The sequence below is a fragment of the Alteromonas antoniana genome, from assembly GCF_019249295.1.
Lineage (GTDB): Bacteria > Pseudomonadota > Gammaproteobacteria > Enterobacterales > Alteromonadaceae > Alteromonas > Alteromonas antoniana.
On record NZ_JAESDH010000034.1, the window covers coordinates 1 to 17,641 of the forward strand.

Genomic DNA, 17,641 nt, shown 5'->3' on the forward strand with positions numbered 1-17,641 from the left:
AGTCAGTTTATGATTATGTACAGTGACCGTGTATCACTATGATAAATAGCCACTTACACAGAAAATTTCACAGTCTCTGCAATGCAGCATTACCGCATAATTACATCAGCTCGAAATCCAGTTGAACGACAAGCTCTTTTGCCACAACCGGCTTGCCATTTTCAAATTTCGGGGCATACCGCCACTGCTCCAGTGCTTTCAGGCCCTCATTGGCAAACAACGCGCCGCCTCTGCTCTCAAGTACTGTGATATTTTCAACAAACCCGTATTCGCTAATATCAAAACTCAGCCTGACCCACCCTTCTTTGCCGCGGCGGGCATAACTCATTGGATACTCTGGGTTCTTACGGTATAACGGCTCTTGCTCCTGATTGGGATCCCACGGCGACATTTTCCCTATTGCGATACAATGTTTGGTTGCCCGCTCAGATTCGCCGCGACTTTCCAGTAACGACACCAGCTTCGCGTGCGACGCCAGCGCGTAAGGGTGAGAAAATGCAACCCGACTATCCAGGATCTCTGCCACTTCTTCGTAACGGTCAATAGCATGGCTGTCTTTATCGTTAAGCTCATAGATCCGCGCCTGTAAAAACTTCGCTTCCACAGTACGCACATCTTCACTGCCCCAGGTCGCTTCTATCAGTTCGACACCGCGCCTGGCAAAGCTGTTCATCTCCACCGCACGAAGCGGGATGTTACCGGTTTTGCTAATGGTCATCATCGCTTCGTGATAAAGTGCCGCCCGCTGCTTATCCTGCAGGGTCTGATTGTCTTCCAGCGCGTCCAACAGGTTGTCGAAGTATTTGTCTACCTGGTTTATCTCATCTATTTTGACGTGATGTGGCATGGCGTTGTAGTAGGTGATAACGCTCAGTGCCAGCTGGATCATTTGTTCAGCGTCCTCACCGTACAAGCTCTCATAGTTATCATACACGTCATCATAAACAGACAGCGCCTGCTCATGGTGTTTGTTGATAGCAAGCATATTTGCGTAGGTGTACCTGAGCATGGCCGCGTTTTCGCTTTCCTTGCCAAACTTATTCTCTCCCAGCGTCAGTGCTTTCTCTGAGAGACGCAGCGCCTGGGTGATTTCATTATTTGCATTAGCCTGTTGAAATTGCCGGTATACGTCAGAAAATGAAGTACTGCTTTCTGATGCCAGTACACCAGCGCTAAGAAATGTTGCTGCCAGCACGCCCGAAACTGCAAATCGCATAGTAAAATCCTTTTTTGTATTTGTTTTATGCATGCTAAGAGAAACGCTCAATGTATGCAAACAGGGAGCTCATTCGAGACAGACAGGATCAAATCCAATAGCCGTGCCACCAGACTCACGGCAACAATGCGTACGCCTAACCTTAAGAAACGAAAGAAAAAAAACGAGAAAGGTTAAAAACATGAGCCAACGTAAAGTCTGGCTTTACAAAACCCGTTTACAAGACTGGCGAGATTATCGCGTTATCACTCTAAAAAAAGCGAGTCTATGCGCTGTGCTGTGGCATTAGTCTTGTGGCCCAAATTGCTCCTGCAAAAATAGCCTGATGCGTTGTCTGTCTGACTCAGGCAACTTGTGCCTGGCGAGCAAGTCGGCGAGCTCTCCAGTCAAAACGAAACCAGCCATTGCCTCATTAAATAGACGCACTCTTTTATCGTTACCCGTTAGCGCCTTGCCAAAAATCATATACATATTTTGCGTGGCAATCGCAGGCTCAATAAACTGAATCGTGGCAGACGCAGGGTTTGCTGTCAGTTTTGGATGGTGTCGTAACCAATGCTCCCCAACTTGTCTGGTCCCGGCAACGAGATCTACTCTATCGCCCTGAAGCATGTAAAGGCTTGTCACCAAATCCACGGTGTGAGTAAATGATAAACCGGGGTGGTCCTCAACCCCTTCGACCACCACATATTCTTCCCCTTTGGCAATGATATAGTTCTTGAGATTATCGAGTTGAAGTGGTTTTTCCAGTCTCAAACTACGCTTTCCGAAAAATCCGGTTTCAGTCTGCCCAATGGCATTACCGTAATAATAATTCTGTTCGCGCTGTGCGGTTCGATAAGCTCCCATTGCCGCTACCGCACTGCCACTCGCTGTGAGCCTCATTGCTCTTGACCAGGCGACATACTCAATGGTCACATCTATTCCTTGTTTGCGCAGTGCAAGCACAACAAGCTCGTGCACCCAGCCGTTATCTGCCATCTCAGGAGAAAAATAAGGAGGAAAAGGTTCTGTAACAATGCGCCAGGGTAGCTTCGATGCGTGAATGGCCGGAGACATTAATAAAAGCACCAGCATCAAAAGTTTAAGCATGAGGGGGCGGAGTTGTGAGTATTTTTTAAAAACAGGCATTCAGAGTAAAGTGAGACCCAGATGTAGTCAACTTATACAGAGGATGCGCGTCGTATCTGACGCTATTGTAAAATATAGCGCAGGTATGAATCTTCCCTCTTTGCATCTGTGTCAGTTTGCCCATACCCGGAAAACTCCTGCATGATGACTGTCTCTGGCTTTGTCATTTCGCAGAACGTACAACCCCTGAATACAGCCCTATAACCCGCCGTGCCTGCTGTGATATACAGCAGGCACGCATTAACTTAACTAACCTTTTCGACTGCGCGCTAATCAGCTAGTCTGCGTCGAGTTCGGCTGCAAGACGCTCTGCAGATTGCTTCTCGGAAGAGACAAACTGCTTCCATTGCTGCGCCATCGCCCGGCTTTTCTGATGTTTTTCTGCTTCTGCCAGCTCGTTGAGTGCAAGCGCATACTGCCCCTGATTATACAGCGCCATACCTTTCACCAGATAGACCAGTCCCGGATTACGCAGATCACCTTTCTCAATCGCGCGTTCGGCTGAGGCAATAGCTTCTTCCCAGCGCTCTTCATTAAGCAGGATCTGCGCGACCTGTGCATCCAGTTCACCATCGTCAGACAGCTCAGCGGCCTGCATCATCACCGGAATCGCCTTATCCTGCTCTTTGGCCAGTGACCAGCTTTGGCCAAGAAACTTCAGGTTGCGCAGGTTTTCTTCCAGCACTCCGTCTTTCATTGCCTGCTCCATCAACAGCGCGCCTTTGTAAGGTGCCCGGTGATAGTAGTAAAGCTGTGCAAGATTGAAGATGTCCGCTGCGCTCTCAACATACCCTTGCTGATAAGCGGCTTCCATAATGGCAAGTTGTTTACGCTCTTCACCCAGCTCACCGAACATCCCGGCCAGCTGCGTCCAGTACTTAGGTTCGTTAAAGAGCTTCACCAGCTTCACCAGAACATCTTTTACCTTTTCAGGTTGCTTGAGTTCGTAGTACACCGCACGCTGAAGAATCAACCAGCCTTCATCGGGAATCATCCCTTCGGCTTCATGTTCACGTACTGCCTGAGAAATCCAGTCTGCGGCTTTCTCGTACTCTTTATTCTGGTAGTAAGCCTGCGCTTTCAACACCTTGTTCTTCGGGGGGATCGCGCCGTCGTGAAGCCCTTCCCAACGGTCAAGAAACTGAATGGTTTTGGCAAAGTTACCCTGCATCAGGTGCAACTGCGCCAGCGAGAACAGCGTGGTCATTTCGAACTTTTCCGGGATAGGCTGTTGATCGACCACTTTCTCGAAGGAGTCCAGCGCCTTGTCGTACTGCTCGTCGTTGTAATAAATGAAGCCGAAAAAGTTATACATCATGGCTTTTTCGTAGCTATTCATTGAGTCTGACTTATCTTCAACCTCTTTCAGAATTGAGATAGCTTCATCAACATTACCCGCATCATCGGCTTCGGCTTGTGCTCGCGCAAGTTGCTCGTATACCTTTGAGCGCAACGTTGGCACCCGGCGGGTTTTCTTCTCACTCGCCTTTTGCTCCTGCGCCTGCACCTGGCCCGATACCAGCACTATCGAGCCTGCCGACATCAGCGTCAGGGTGGACAATGCCAATGCGCTGAAGAGTGATTTTACTGTCATCTTCTTCATACTCATTACCCGTCTATCTGGAAGGTGATACGGTTTTGTACGCCCGACACTTCGGTCGCTTCACCATTAACAACCCGTGGCTTGTATTTGAACTTCATGGCAGCATCGATGGCAGCCTGTTCAAAAATCCCTTCCGGGTTCGCCTCTACTACGATGGGGTCGCGAACCGCACCTTGCCTGGTTACCGTAAACTCAACAATAACAAAGCCTTCGATACCACGCTGAAGTGCACGGCGAGGGTACACCGGCGCTACTTTCACGATAGGCAGATATTCGCCATCACCGGATTCCAGCGCAAGACCACCATCCAGTGATATCTCGTCACCCACGTCAGCCGCGAAGTCCATACCTGAACCTTCGGCATTCGGTGTAGGCGAGTCCATTTGCGGCTGTTCCATTTGTGGTGGTTGCTGGTCTGGCTTTGGTGGCTTTTTGGGCTTACGGTCTTTTTTCTCGACCAGCTCTTCCTCTTTCACCCGGACAAAGTCCAGCACGCTTCCCTGCGGCGGCTCGGTCAGCGCACTTCCACCCATCTTAATCAGCGATGACATCAGGAAGAACAAACCCAGCGTTATGCCCAGAGAAACGATAAATGCAATGATAAATCGTGGCATGGCTTATGGCTCTTGCGCGGCAATGGAAACGTCGTAAACCCCGGCGGCACGCGATGCATCCATCACCTTAATCAGGGTTTCCGTGGTGGCCTTCTTATCTGCCTGAATCACGACCGTACCCTGCGGGTTTTCGGCGTGCAGACGCTCAATATTGGCCTGGACTGCTCGAACGTCTATGCGACGTTTATTGATCCAGATTTCACCGGTATCAGAAATCGCAATCAGGATGTTCGCACGGTCTTTTTTCACCGCTGTGGCGGCTTCGGGACGGTTTACATCAATACCTGCCTCTTTCACAAACGACGCGGTGACGATAAAGAAGATCAGCATGATAAATACAACGTCCAGCATCGGCGTCATATCGATGTTTGCTTCTTCTTCATCTACCAGGTTTTGAAAATGCTGCTTCATATTAAAATCCTTACCTTAACGCCATCTGGCATTAACGTTTAATTACCAATGCATCCTCAAGATGCGTGCGTTCTGATTTCACTGTACGGTTCAGCCAGGTTGCGGCAAATACGCCAGACAACGCGCCAACCATACCGGCCATGGTGGGGATAGTGGCTTTAGACACCCCGGAGGCCATCGAACGGGCATTACCAGAACCGGAAATTGCCATAACGTCGAACACTTCAATCATGCCGGTTACGGTTCCCATCAGACCCAGTAGTGGACACAGTGCCACCAGCGCCTGAATGATCGGGATACTGCCATTTAGCTTCATCGTAAGCTGTGAAATCGTTTTCTGACGTACCTGTGATGCAATCCAGGAGGAGCGATCATCGCGGGCATTCCACGTGTTGATCGCGTCTTTCTTTGCCTGTTTATGCCAAATCAGCAGGTACATCGCACGCTCGAGGATCAAAAGCCACATGACGAATATCAGCACGCCGATGGCCAGGAGAACCTGACCTCCGGACTCGGTGAAATCGCGAATTGCTTCCAAAAACTCGATAGTCATGATTAGCTCCGCTCTGCGCGCTCAGCGATAACGCCTGAAGCCTGCTCCTGAAGAATGTAAACGATGTTCTTGCTACGCGTATTCAGCATGGCGTATAGCAGCGTCATCGGAATCGCAACCACCAGACCCAGTACCGTCGTTACCAGTGCGGTAGAGATACCGCCAGCCATCAGTTTCGGGTCGCCGGTACCAAACAGGGTAATCGCCTGGAAGGTGTTAATCATACCGGTTACCGTACCTAACAGACCCATCAGCGGTGCTACCACAGAGATGATCTTGATAATAGTCAGGTTGCGGCTCAGCTTCGGCACTTCACCCAGAATCGCTTCGGTCAGATGAAGCTCCAGAGCCTCAACATCGGCATTCGGATGCTCATCACGTACTTTCAGCACGCGGCCAAGCGGGTTAGTGGTTTTGATTTCTTTTGATTTCAGCTGCTTGTTCACCTTGGTACGGATAATTGTCAGCGTAATCAGACGCTCGATTGCCAACAGCAGACCAAACGCGCCGACGATGAGGATGATGTACCCTACCGTTCCACCTTGTTCTACACGCTCTTGTAAGTTAGGTGCCTGTACCAGCAGACCCAGGATAGAGCCGCCAGTCGGGTCGATACCAAACTCAACCAGTTCACCGCTTGACGCCTGCAGTTCTGCAGCCGAGTCCATGTAGCGGTCAGCAGGCTGACGAACCAGTTCCGATACCGTACCGGTTACGCCGTTGTACTCCAGATACTTACCATCGGAAACCAACGCGAACGGGCCTACACGAACCACTTCTTTGGCAACCTTCTCGCCACCGGCTTCAACCACGGGTGTCTCGAACTTAGTCACTTTGCCTGATTCGGTCATTTCGCGCTGGATTTCAAACCATACACGCTCGATTTCTTCGATAGACGCCAGTTTAGAGCTAGAGCCCATGTCCTGTGCCATCTGATCCAGGAAGTCTGAACGCCCCGGGATTTGTGCAGAAATCATTGAATTGTAGAATTTGTTCTTGGTGTCGCCAGCGACTTGCTGAAGCACGCCAAACAGTTCTTTAAGTGATCCTAAGCGGTTATCCAGGGCACCGTTTAAGTCAGCCAGTTTGAATTCGTTTTCTTCAAACTGAGTTTCCAGCCTTTCAGACTGCGCCAGCAGGTTGTTGCGCGTCTGACGCGCTTCTTCCAGCATGCGATCCTGTTCGGCGCGCTGCTGCATGAAGTCCTGCTCACGTTGTTTGTTTTGCTCAGACTGCGCGAACTGACCTTCTTCCAGTTGCTTCAATAACGCGTCTAAGTCCAGGGCACGGTCATTTTGCGCCATTGCGCTTACGCTGATGCTTAGGGCAGCCAGACCAACAGCGATTCGTTTTACAGTGTTAAACATATCCATCAACCTCTTAGTCTGTGATTGCCACTGGCAGCATTAACATATCCGGCGCAAGTTGTTTCTTGGCCATGCGCAGACCTTTTGTAATCTGGGTGCGGTAGCTGCTGTCCAGCTCTTCCCACTGACGGGTCTGCTTGTTCCACACGCCTTGTTCGCTGGCGTCACGAGTTTGATAAATCAGTGCGGTACGACCTAACCGTAAAAACTCTACGTCACGCTCCTGACCGTCGATACTGTGGATGCCGCTGTAGGCTTCCATGGTGCGGCCATAGTCCATCTCAACCTGGTAAGCCTCCATCACACGACGGAACTTTTCAGAGGTGGCTACATCGGCGCGGTCCATCATGGCTTTTAAGTCGGCGATGCGGTTAGCGCGCTCTTCGGCCAGAAAGGGTACGTCCAGCTCTACGAACTGCTCAAGGCCGGTAATCATGCGGATCATCAGCGGTGTGATTTGACGCTCTACCACAGACACTTCATCAATCGCGGCGTTGAGGTCTGCCATTTCCTGGTTCTGGTTGTCTATCTGCTTTTGCAGCTGAGCGTTATAAACTTCCAGACCTTCAATCTCTTTGTTCAACGTTTTGAATTGCTGAAGTTTCGAACCAATCTGATCGGTAATGTTGTTGATTTTTTCCTGCGACTTCGCGGCAGATTCATTAATCTTTGCAGCTTCATCGACAACGGGTTTTAAGACTTCATCGTCTTGTGCCATAACAGGTGTCGCTACCAGCGCACCGGCTATCAGCAACGAGTTGAAAAGCTTCATACATTCAAACCTTACTGTTAAAAGAAATCGGGATACCCGACCTATCAAATTCTGCGCGTAGGATAGGAGTTTTCTGTGACAGTTTTATTACATGGTTGTCATAAAACACGGCGCAAAACACCCCGTAACCCCATAAAAAAAGGGCCGCGTAGCGCGGCCCTTTAAAAAGTAAAATTTATTTAAAAGTCATACTTATAGGTTAAGCTAAAGCTTGTGCCTTTGGTTTCTGAACGAAGCAGCGTATCTTCAAACGTGAGTTCTTTTTGCTCGTCCAGAATATTCTGCACTTTGAATGTAACGGTGGTATTAAAGTCAGGATAATACTTGTACACCACATCCAGTGAGTGGAACGGTTGCTCGAAGCTATCGTCGAAACCGTCGATACCGGGTATCAGGATACGCTCACCGAAAACGTTGTAGACCACGGATGCGGAGTGTTCCCCGTTATCGGAATCGTAGCCAACCTGGAAGTTAACCACGTACTCAGAGTGACCCGTCATTCGACGTTCGGTGTTAGTGATGGCTGCAGACACCCCGGTTTGATCGACGATGTTCTGACGGTCCAGCACAATTTCCGAGTCACTGACTGTGATGTTACCGGAGGTAAACAGGTTATCCCAGATGCCGTCTCCGAACACCTCCAGCCCTTGCAGGAACTCCACTTCCACACCGTACACTTCACCTGTCTCGGCGTTAGCAATACGAATCAGTGGCGGACCATCCTGTGCAGGTGACTGTACGGATTCAATCGGCGCATCCATGTCTTTGTAGAAGAGGCCAACCGACAGGTTATTACCCGCCTCGCGATACCATTCCCAACGCAGGTCGTAGTTGATAATATCGGTAGTCTCCAGACCTGGCGTACCCGCAATCGGGAAGTCAGTCAGCGGATCGATATACGTCGATGAAGACACTTCCCGCAAATCAGGACGAACCACGGTCTGACCAATACTCGCACGTAGCTGCATATCGTCTTTCAGGAAGTACGTTATCGCCAGCGCTGGGTAGAAATCATCTTCCTGGAAGGCCAGCTGTGAGCGGTCCGCTTCATCGTTCAAATCGAACTGGTTGGTACGCGGATCCAGCGGAGCAACAACCTGACGGAAATCTTCCCAGCGTACACCACCAGTGAAACGCCATTTGTTATCGAAGAAAAAGTCCGCTTCGAAGTAATAGGCATCGACTTTCTGTGCAGCAACGTAATCATCACCTGCGATGGTGGTGTCACGTAGCACAGGACGGTTGTTCAGCTCAGCACCGGCGAGATTTTCATCACTGAAGATATCACCGAAAATGCTGCCTTCAAGAAACTCACGATTCTCGAAACCCAGCGTGTTTACATCGAACCGGCGGTTCTCAGCAGTCCGCGCTTTTGATACGAAATCCGCGCCGAACTTAAACTCGGTTTCCCACTTACCCATGGTGTAAGGCAGTGTGAAGTTATAGCCGTAGTTTTCCAGGCGGTCGTGCAGTGTCTGGAAGGAATAACGCGCTGCGGTCTGTGCATCAAGCAAAGAGCCTTCTGTTGCCGGGTCATAAAAGCCGTCTTCGTTGTCATCGGCGATAACAAAGCGTGCTTCCATATTGCCTGGTGCATTACGAATCGAGCGACCTTCAGACCAGCGCCAGTCAAAGCCCATAAAGTTAAGCTCTGGGAACGTATGCATCCCTTTTATCTGATTGGTGTAAAGCGTGCGTTCTTCATATTCAACGTCAATATCGCGAATACGAACACCTTCACTAAGACTCAGGTTTTCGGTGTTACCAAATTTCTCACGAATTTCATCGCGGGTATCGTTCAGCGCAATAATGCTGTAATCGATTTGATGCTGGCGGTTGTAATCAATCCCTAACGTCAGCAGAGATGACCACTTAACCGTGCGCTCTGTGCCACGGATATCATCGAAATAACGCACCAGCGTAATGTCATCTCCGATGCGATCCGGATCCTGAAGCTCGTATTGTTCCGATGCGCGGGTTTCGGAATCATATCCGGCAGTGGCCAGAAAACCAAAACGCCAGTCATCGTTGTAATCGAAGCTGTTACCCACCGTCATGTTCAGACCCATATCCGGATCTGCACTTTCTTCCAGCGGGCCGTAATCGCGTTTTACCTGTGAAAACAGGTCCAGTGCTTCTTCAGGATCCAGGTTGTCCAGGAACTGTTTGCTTTCCCAACGATCCTGAATAGCAACAGGCGCTGCGCGGGTGCCATCATCTTCACCAAACCAGTCGCGGCCACCGCCCTGATAATCCAGCACATCGCCAGAATTTTCGGTGTTGTAACCTAAATTGGCACTTAAATTGAAGATCATCTCTGAAGGAATAGACTTCAGACGAATATCCACATTACCGCCACCGAACGATGCAGGCATAGACGGTGAGTAGGATTTTTGTACCGACAGGCTTTCGATAATATCTGACGGGAATAAATCCAGTGGAATAACGTTACGGGTTGGATCCGGGCTGGGAACAATAGATCCATTCAACTGTGTTGATGAATAACGCTCACCCAGACCACGCACATAAATGAATTTGCCATCAACCAGTGTCAAACCCGTGACACGTCGAAGTGCGGATGCGGCATCGCTGTCACCGGTACGGGAAATCTGCTCCGCACCCATGATATCTGCAACGAATGCCTGGTTTTTCCGTTCTTCCATTACCGCTGTTGCCGTCCCTTTAAGTCGGGTTCCGGTGGCAACAACTTCCTCAATCACTTCATCTTCATCAGATTGAGCGAAGGCTGGCGTAACCGGGGCAAGAAGCCCTGCTACTACGGCCAGGCTGATCGGCTTTAGAAAAAACCTGTTAGCAGGTCTGTTCATGATTAACCTCTTTGAAAGCGATTTCTCTCACGGTGTGAAAACCGTGTCTTATATACTTAAAAAGCAAGTACGTCACACTCCGCAACGTACTTGCCTTAAATGCAGGTTAGTAGAGCGGGAGCTTAGTCTTCCAGACCTACTGTCCAATCAGCTGTCCAGTCATTGTCTGCATCTTTCACCGCACCGATGAAGTCAACTGACATGAAGAAGCTGTCCAGTGTAGACACATCTGTCGCTGTTGTGGTGTCTACTGTGTAGATACCGTCAAGAACAGTGGCAGTGTTGTCCAGCAGGCTGTTGTTATCCTGCGCTGTGAACCATGCTTGTTGGTCGAAATCGCCTGAGTTGTTGATGTTCTCTTCACAAGCCAGTACTGAAGACTGCATTACCATTTGCGGCGTGTTTGTGCCGTCCATGTTGCCCAGTGCAGTAGTATCACCGTCGCTTAGGTCAACCTCGAAGCACTCACCCATGCCAGCAGGGCCAGTAACCAGGATGTTGTACAGCTGTGCGTTAGTCTGGTCGCGCAGCAGGATACCTTCTGAATCAGCGTCTGCTGTGTCAAAGGTGTTGCCGATAACCGTCATGTTAGCAACCATTGGGTTAGAGAACTCAGTGCCGTCACCGCCGTCACCGTCACCTTCAATCGCGCGGTTGGCGTCAGAGTTATCACCTGCGTGCTTAACCAGTACGAACTGCAGCTTACCCATGTAGCCGTTATCCCAGTCTACTGAGTCATCCTGAACCCCAGTGAAGGTCAGGTATTTTGCGTTAACTGCACCACCGAAGAACTCTACACCGTCATCGGCGTTCTTGTGCACTTGCACGTACTCAACCGTAGTACCTGAACCGACACCACCGAAAGTGATACCGTTAAGCTCGTTATCCGGTGCGATTTCGAAACCACCGTGCATAACGCGAACATAGCGCAGCACACCTGAGTTATCTTCGTTGTTGCTTCCACCGAATACTGCACCTTCCTGTGCACCTTCAACCTGTAGTGAACAGTCAGAGCCGTCTTGCGGACACTTAGTTGAGTAACCGTTACCCAGAATAATCATACCGCCCCACTGGCCAGCTTCACCGGCTTCCAGGCCGCCAATAACGTGGTCACGTGAAGTGAATGTGATAGGGTCGTCTGCGGTACCGTTGGCGATAATTTGCGAGTCACGGCTAACCACCAGGTAGTCGTTACCTGAGTTACCGTAAACCGTTACACCTGGGTCAACTGTTAGTACCGCGCTGTCAGTTTTATCGCCACCAACGAATACTGCGCCAGACAGCGCGTACAGGTTACCTTCTGTTAATTTAAGATCAGAAGTAATGGTACCGGAGATTTCACATGTCGTGGTAGAACCATCGACAGATGCAATGTTGGTAGTGCCGGCCGGGCAGCCAGACGTGGTTTCAACCAGTTCGATAGTACCGCCACCGAAACCAAACGCCCATCCCTGACGCCAGTCGTCTTCACCTACAGCACCTACGAAGGTGTTGGCTTCAAAGAACGTATCCATCATTGATGCGTCACCACCAGCAGTCAGCAGCATGCTTTCTGAAGTCAGTGAGCCGTCAATGTTAAGACCCAGATTAGCGCGGTCTTCGAATGCGATAAGCTGGTTGCCTTCCTGATCAGTAAACCAGGTTTCAAGGTCAACCGCGCCTTCCGGAGAGTTGAAAGGTTCGCTACATGCGATGACAGAATATGTCATGGTCAGATCGCCGTCAGACAGGTTAGCCTGAACCGTGTCGTCGGTATCCATTTCTAAACACTCGCCCATGCCTTCCGGGCCAGTGATAAGGAAGTTCATCAGATGTGCGCCAGTCTGATCACGAAGCAGCAGACCTTCAGAGTCAGCATCTTCAGTGTCAAACGTGTTACCCACAACGGTCATGTTAGCAACCATAGGCTGAGAGAACTCAAGGCCGTCACCGCCATCGCCGTCGCCTTCAATACCACGGTTGGCATCGGAGTTATCTGAGGCGTGTTGTACGTAAACGTACTGAATTTTACCTTTATAACCGTTATCCCAGTCGACTGAGTCGTCCTGGTTAGCAGTCAATACCAGGTGTTTTGCGTTAACTGTACCACCGAAGAACTCAACACCGTCATCCGCGTTGCCGTGAACCTGTACGTAGTCCACTTCTGTACCTGAACCTACACCACCAAACGTGATACCGTTCAGCTCGTTGTCAGGAGCGATTTCAAAACCTGCATATTTCACAACCACGTAGTTCAGGATACCTGAGCTATCGGTTTCGTCAGTACCGCCGAATACTGCACCTTCTTCTGCACCTTCAACCTGCAGCGCACAGTCAGAACCGTCGGTTGGACATTTTGTTGAGGGGGCATTACCAAGAATAACCACACCACCCCATTGGCCGGCGCCAACTTCGTCACCGATAACGTCATTATAAGAGGTCATAATAACCGGGCTATCAGCAGTACCCATCGCTTCGATGGCAGAGTCACGGCTGACTACCAGGTAGTCTGCACCAGTACGACCGAATACGATGGTACCTTCTTCGATTTCCAGTGTGACGCTATCCGCTTTGTCGTTACCCACAAATACCGGACCTTCAAGCGCCCATACTGTGTCGTTGGTCAGAACAATATTACCGCTCTCATCGGCATCTGCGTCGGTCAAACGACCTGAAAGCACGCGAACTTCTACGTCAGTACCGAATGCGTCTGAAACTTGTCCACTTAAGAAAGAACTGGTCTCACCCGGGCGTTCATCGTCTACTACAGGAGGCGTTGTTGGGGTACCACCACCACCGGTGCTGTTGTCGTTGTTCGTTACACTGTTATCAATATCACCTTCGCTGATATTGATATCGCCACCACAGCCGGCCAGTACGAGTGCTGCCGCAATCGCTGAAGCCTGAAATAAGTGCTTAAGTTCCATTCGTTTCTCCAAGTGCAGATTTTTTTATGGATTTAGAAAACGCTGGAACTTTACCTAAGGTAAATGACACAAATGTTACATTACCGAACTGTCACAAAACTTTCACATTACCTGTTCAAATAGTGTGCTACCGGTTTTGATGTTCGCTTGCCATTATTCCGAACCCTTTGATTTTGATTATATTTTCGGATTCTAAACCACTTGGTCAAGATAAGCTTTTCGCCTGCCAGAACAGGCATGGCGTGATGTTTGGTTTTAAAATTTACCTGTCCATCCGGGTAAAGGTTGTTCCATATGACAGCCATGCCCGCCTTGGGTGTAATACTGATATCCCATTCGGTAAATACGGTTTCGCCGCCGGACACGGGGGCTTTGATATACACCATGCAGGTCCAGGTACGCTGTCCGCCGCTGCGGCCCAGCTTTTTATATGACTCACTGCCGGGTGCAAAGAAATCGCAATGAGGCTTAAACTCTCCGCCTTCCTGATAATATTGCGCCTGCACCGTCTCGCAACCGCCTACCTGAGGCGACACCAACTCCCATAACCTGTCTTCAATGACGTCGACGAACGGATCCTTGGTTCGTTGCATAAAACAGGTTTGAGATGTCCGGAAACGGGCAAACTCGCCGGTTTGCTCAGCGACGATTCTGGAAGGGGCGAGTTGAGACAATGCGATGGACGCAATCTGACTGCACTCCTGCTCTGAGAATACGTCATCCACAGTAAAAAGCGGCACGTTCGCATACTGTTTTACCTGACGCCTGTCTTTTCTCTCTAAAAAACCCGGCTCTGCCGCTTTTTTATAAAAAGCAGCTGTTTCCCGTAACGAAATATTGTCTGGATAGCGTGAGCCCATTGCTTTCTGCAGCTGAGCCGGCGTAAAGCCTTCGTTATACAGCATCTCGACAATTTTATCCGGCAACACCCCATTGATAAACGCTTCCTTCAGCCAGGTATCCCAGGGCGGCGGTAACGTAGATTGGGTAACATGAGCCCCCGGGTAACAATCAGCCATCGATGATCCGGCGCTGACGCAGTAGCACGTCTTCACGGATAGGAAAGTATCCGTCCCGCTGCACTTGCTGCTGCCCCTGCCTGGACAAGACAAAGCGCAAAAACTCACGCTCAAGCGTGGGCAGCGGCTCATCCGGTGCTTTATTCACCACCAGATAGAGAAAACGGGCGTAAGGATAGGTTTCATTACGCACGGTTTGCATGGTGAGAGGGATCAGGTTGTCCGCATCGCGGCCAATCGGCAATGCGCGAACCCCAGCCGTTTTATATCCGTATGCCGCATATCCCATTGCGCCGATACTCGATCCTACCGATAGCACCACGGATGCCGAACCCGGCTGCTCATTAACGGTCTTGCGGAAATCACCGTCACACAGCGCGTCAATCTTAAACAGCCCGTACGTACCCGAAACCGAGTTACGCCCGAATAAGCGGATGGGAGCCTGCGAATCTGGCCCGCGTAAGCCAAGCTGATTCCAGTGCGTAACGGGGGCCGGCGCACCACAAAACTGAGTAGCAGAAAAAATCGCATCAACTTCCTGCAGTGTCAGCCCTTCAAGGGGATTTCGTCTCTCCACAAAAATGGCGATAGCGTCCATGGCTACACGCAGTACCAACGGCGGGTACCCATGGGCACGAATAAAATCGCGGCGTTCGCTTGGTTTTAATTCACGGCTCATTGGACCCAGCGTAGCCGTGCCTTCGGTAAGCGCTGGCGGCGCAGTTGAGGATCCAGACGCCTGGATCTGAAATTTCACCTGTGGATACAGCTCACGAAATTCCTGCGACCAGAACGTCATCAGGTTGGCCAGCGTATCCGATCCCACCGAGGTAATCTTTCCTGCCACGCCGGGTTTACGTTCATAGCGGGGAACCTGCTCGTCCGTTTCTTCAGACATTACGCTGGCGCTACTCAGGCAAAAAAACAGTACAAACGATTGTAGTATGACTTCGCGACATCGCTTCATTTGTTCTGCTCCGCAATCAGTTCTTCGTCCAGGATAAATGAAAACGTGCTGCCCTCGCCTACCGTGCTGGTAATATCAAGTTGGGAGTTATGATGACTCAGCACGTGTTTGACAATTGACAGCCCCAGCCCCGAGCCACCGGTTTTTCTTGAGCGTGCCTTATCCACCCGATAAAAACGCTCGGTCAGACGGTTAATATGCCCCTGCGCAATCCCATCGCCGTCATCCTGAACAGCAAAGCGGGCATCTCTGTGCTGCTTTTGCCAATAGACGTCAATACTTCCTCCGGATGGCGTATAGTGCACCGCATTAAACACCAGATTTGAGCAGGCGCTGCGCAATTCTGTTTCGACACCAAACACCCGTAGCGCCGGGTCGACATGAAAACGCAGCGTATGTCCTTTTTCGGCATTCAGCGCCTGCGCCTCGCGCTCGATTTGAGCCAGTATCGCTGGCATATCCACGACGTTCTCATAAATACGCTCCGAACTGGCTTCTATCCGGGAGAGCACCAGCAAATCTTCAATCAGGTTTTGCATTCGCTTAGTTTGTGCAGACATTTCCGTCATGGCCTTTTGCATAAACGGATCGTCTTCATCTGCGGGGATCAGCTCAAGGTAGCCATTGATGACAGTTAGCGGTGTGCGCAGTTCGTGGGACACATTCGCGACAAAGTCCTTACGCATTTCTTCTAACTGAGAAACCCGGGTGACGTCCCGGGCCACCAGCAACAGGTGCTCTTCACCGTAAGGCATGATCCGGTATTCAAAGGTTTTTGCCGGGTTTGTGGGCGAGGGCACCTCGATGGGATACTTAAAATCGCCGGCATGGAAGTACTCAATGAACTCCGGGTGACGAATCAGATTATCCAGCCTGCGACCGGCATCAGCCGGCCACTTTAATCCCAGTTCCAGGCGCGCCAGACGATTACACCAGATGATACAGGCTTTCGCATCCACCACCACGGCGGCATCAGGCAGCGCCTCGGAACCTTCACGAAACCGTTTGACCAGTTCACCAAGCTCCTTTCGCTTGTTGCGGTTGCGACGCTGCAGATAATAGATACCTTCGTAGATATGCTCCCAAACACCACGCACACTCGGTGGCGACATCTTGCGACTGTGCCACAGCCAGCGGTTGAGCTTGTACAAATGCCAGTAATTAAAAATAAGTAATACAGTAGCGCCCAGCGCGACGGCGAACAGCATGTCATCCAGATAGAGTCCGACCAGGGCGAAGATAACCAGATACACCGCCAGGCGGATTAGGCTTCTCAACCATGAGAACGGATAATACATAATGCAGCAACGCCTGTTGTCCGGAAATTAGCAGAAACCGGCAATCGTTATCGATCGCCAGTCAGAATGAAACACTACAGCTTAGTTGAAAAACGGTAACCGGCACCACGTACCGTTTGAATCATGGCGTCGTGACTATGCTTTGAGATGGCTTTTCGCAGGCGGCGGATATGCACATCAACAGTTCGGTCTTCAACGTAAACGTTTGTTCCCCATACATTATCCAGCAACAACTCACGACTGTATACCCGTTCCGGATGCGTCATGAAGAAATGCAGCAGCTTGAATTCAGTAGGGCCCATATCCAGCGGCTCATCATTCGCCATTACCCGGTGAGAAATAGGCTCAAGCTTCAGGCCATTGAACTCGATGGGCTCTTCATTTGACGTCGGGGTAACCCGCCTCATCACAGCTTTTATCCGCGCAATCAGCTCTTTAGGTGAAAAGGGCTTGGTGATGTAATCATCAGCACCGGCATCCAGGCCGCGTATTTTGTCTTCTTCTTCGCCGCGAGCTGTCAGCATGATCACCGGAATATCCCGGGTAAACTCGTGCTGCTTTAAACTTTTCGCAAGTTGTACACCGCTTCCGCCTGGTAACATCCAGTCTAACAGAATGAGATCCGGGTACGGCTCGCATATTTTTTCCTGTGCGATATCGTAATCTTCTGCTTCTACTGTAGTGAAGCCCGATTGCTCCAGTACAAACTTCAGCATTTCACGAATTGGCGCTTCATCCTCAACCAACAATACCGTTCGAGACATAGATTGTTTCCTGCTCATATCAAAACGCCGCTATTATTCATATTCACTGTGACAGTTTTATTAAAGGGATTACATATTTGTGTCAAGTCTGTGACGCAAAACTTCAGGTTAAAGCATGTGCAATTCGCTTGTTTATTCACAGCTTTACGCATATTCTTTGCACTGGTAAGTACTTTTTGTAGCTAAGAAGGT

Annotated in this window: 14 protein-coding genes; all 14 read right to left on the minus strand. The window is 50.2% G+C overall.

All coding sequences use genetic code 11. The annotated features are described in order from the left end of the window. Positions 1 to 100 precede the first annotated feature (100 nt). Positions 101 to 1,216, minus strand: a complete 1,116-nt coding sequence (locus JKP77_RS19825; RefSeq protein ID WP_218312913.1) for a TonB family protein — start codon at positions 1,214 to 1,216, stop codon at positions 101 to 103. A gap of 285 nt (positions 1,217 to 1,501) precedes the next feature. Beyond that, a complete protein-coding gene (locus tag JKP77_RS19830) occupies positions 1,502 to 2,347 on the minus strand; it encodes a substrate-binding periplasmic protein (protein WP_218312914.1) in 846 nt (281 codons plus the stop codon). A 277-nt stretch (positions 2,348 to 2,624) separates the two neighbouring features. Continuing rightward, positions 2,625 to 3,890, minus strand: a complete 1,266-nt coding sequence (locus tag JKP77_RS19835) for a tetratricopeptide repeat protein (protein WP_420840082.1) — start codon at positions 3,888 to 3,890, stop codon at positions 2,625 to 2,627. Between the two features lie 65 nt (positions 3,891 to 3,955). Further along, positions 3,956 to 4,564: an energy transducer TonB gene (locus tag JKP77_RS19840; RefSeq protein WP_218312916.1), complete on the minus strand. Its 609-nt coding sequence runs from the start codon at positions 4,562 to 4,564 to the stop codon at positions 3,956 to 3,958. A gap of 3 nt (positions 4,565 to 4,567) precedes the next feature. Continuing rightward, on the minus strand, positions 4,568 to 4,975 hold the full coding sequence (locus JKP77_RS19845; protein ID WP_218312917.1) for an ExbD/TolR family protein: 408 nt from the start codon (positions 4,973 to 4,975) through the stop codon (positions 4,568 to 4,570). Between the two features lie 31 nt (positions 4,976 to 5,006). After that, the gene (locus tag JKP77_RS19850) at positions 5,007 to 5,528 is read right to left on the minus strand and encodes a MotA/TolQ/ExbB proton channel family protein (RefSeq protein WP_218312918.1); all 522 of its coding nucleotides are present in this window, start codon (positions 5,526 to 5,528) and stop codon (positions 5,007 to 5,009) included. Between the two features lie 2 nt (positions 5,529 to 5,530). Next, the gene (locus tag JKP77_RS19855) at positions 5,531 to 6,895 is read right to left on the minus strand and encodes a MotA/TolQ/ExbB proton channel family protein (RefSeq protein WP_218312919.1); all 1,365 of its coding nucleotides are present in this window, start codon (positions 6,893 to 6,895) and stop codon (positions 5,531 to 5,533) included. Positions 6,896 to 6,908: 13 nt separating this feature from the next. Continuing rightward, positions 6,909 to 7,667: a DUF3450 domain-containing protein gene (locus tag JKP77_RS19860; RefSeq protein ID WP_218312920.1), complete on the minus strand. Its 759-nt coding sequence runs from the start codon at positions 7,665 to 7,667 to the stop codon at positions 6,909 to 6,911. Between the two features lie 179 nt (positions 7,668 to 7,846). Then, positions 7,847 to 10,495, minus strand: coding sequence for a TonB-dependent receptor domain-containing protein (locus JKP77_RS19865; protein ID WP_218312921.1), 2,649 nt, complete (start codon positions 10,493 to 10,495; stop codon positions 7,847 to 7,849). Positions 10,496 to 10,617: 122 nt separating this feature from the next. Then, complete coding sequence (locus JKP77_RS19870; RefSeq protein ID WP_218312922.1) at positions 10,618 to 13,401, minus strand: hypothetical protein; 2,784 nt, start codon at positions 13,399 to 13,401, stop codon at positions 10,618 to 10,620. A 107-nt stretch (positions 13,402 to 13,508) separates the two neighbouring features. Further along, a complete protein-coding gene (locus JKP77_RS19875; RefSeq protein WP_218312923.1) occupies positions 13,509 to 14,420 on the minus strand; it encodes a 2OG-Fe(II) oxygenase in 912 nt (303 codons plus the stop codon). Next, entirely contained in the window at positions 14,413 to 15,387 is a 975-nt protein-coding gene (locus JKP77_RS19880) for a PstS family phosphate ABC transporter substrate-binding protein (protein ID WP_218312924.1), read from the minus strand. The genes JKP77_RS19875 and JKP77_RS19880 overlap by 8 nt, the downstream gene beginning before the upstream one ends. Next, positions 15,384 to 16,685, minus strand: a complete 1,302-nt coding sequence (gene phoR / locus JKP77_RS19885; RefSeq protein WP_218312925.1) for a phosphate regulon sensor histidine kinase PhoR — start codon at positions 16,683 to 16,685, stop codon at positions 15,384 to 15,386. The genes JKP77_RS19880 and phoR overlap by 4 nt, the downstream gene beginning before the upstream one ends. A gap of 74 nt (positions 16,686 to 16,759) precedes the next feature. Beyond that, entirely contained in the window at positions 16,760 to 17,449 is a 690-nt protein-coding gene (gene phoB, locus JKP77_RS19890) for a phosphate regulon transcriptional regulator PhoB (RefSeq protein ID WP_218312926.1), read from the minus strand. Between the last annotated feature and the right edge of the window lie 192 nt (positions 17,450 to 17,641).